4 tRNA genes are annotated in these 342 nt (G+C 51.2%); all 4 read left to right on the top strand.

The features are described from left to right. Window positions 1-3 precede the first annotated feature (3 nt). The 4 genes from HA044_RS09370 (at window position 4) to HA044_RS09355 (ending at window position 339) form a co-directional block, all read left to right on the top strand. Window positions 4-76 (top strand) — tRNA-Val (locus HA044_RS09370). 4 nt (window positions 77-80) lie between these two features. Then, a tRNA-Asp gene (locus HA044_RS09365) sits at window positions 81-153 on the top strand. A 24-nt stretch (window positions 154-177) separates the two neighbouring features. Further along, window positions 178-250, top strand: a tRNA-Lys gene (locus HA044_RS09360). A 7-nt stretch (window positions 251-257) separates the two neighbouring features. Beyond that, window positions 258-339 (top strand) — tRNA-Leu (locus HA044_RS09355). Window positions 340-342: the final 3 nt, after the last annotated feature.

Genomic DNA, 342 nt, shown 5'->3' with positions numbered 1-342 from the left:
TAAGGGAGTTTAGCTCAGCTGGGAGAGCATCTGCCTTACAAGCAGAGGGTCAGCGGTTCGATCCCGTTAACTCCCATAAAGGTCCCGTAGTGTAGCGGTTATCACGTCGCCCTGTCACGGCGAAGATCGCGGGTTCGATTCCCGTCGGGACCGTTAAGGTAATGAAAATTATTTTAAGACTCGTTAGCTCAGTTGGTAGAGCAATTGACTTTTAATCAATGGGTCACTGGTTCGAGCCCAGTACGGGTCATAATTTTGCGGGTTTGGCGGAATTGGCAGACGCACCAGATTTAGGATCTGGCGCTTTACGGCGTGGGGGTTCAAGTCCCTTAACCCGCATAG

The organism is Streptococcus sp. IMAU 99161, assembly GCF_014435245.1.
Taxonomy (GTDB): Bacteria; Bacillota; Bacilli; order Lactobacillales; family Streptococcaceae; genus Streptococcus; species Streptococcus lactarius.
The sequence above is the reverse complement of the archived record's forward strand: the minus strand, read 5'-3'. Positions and strand labels throughout refer to the sequence as shown.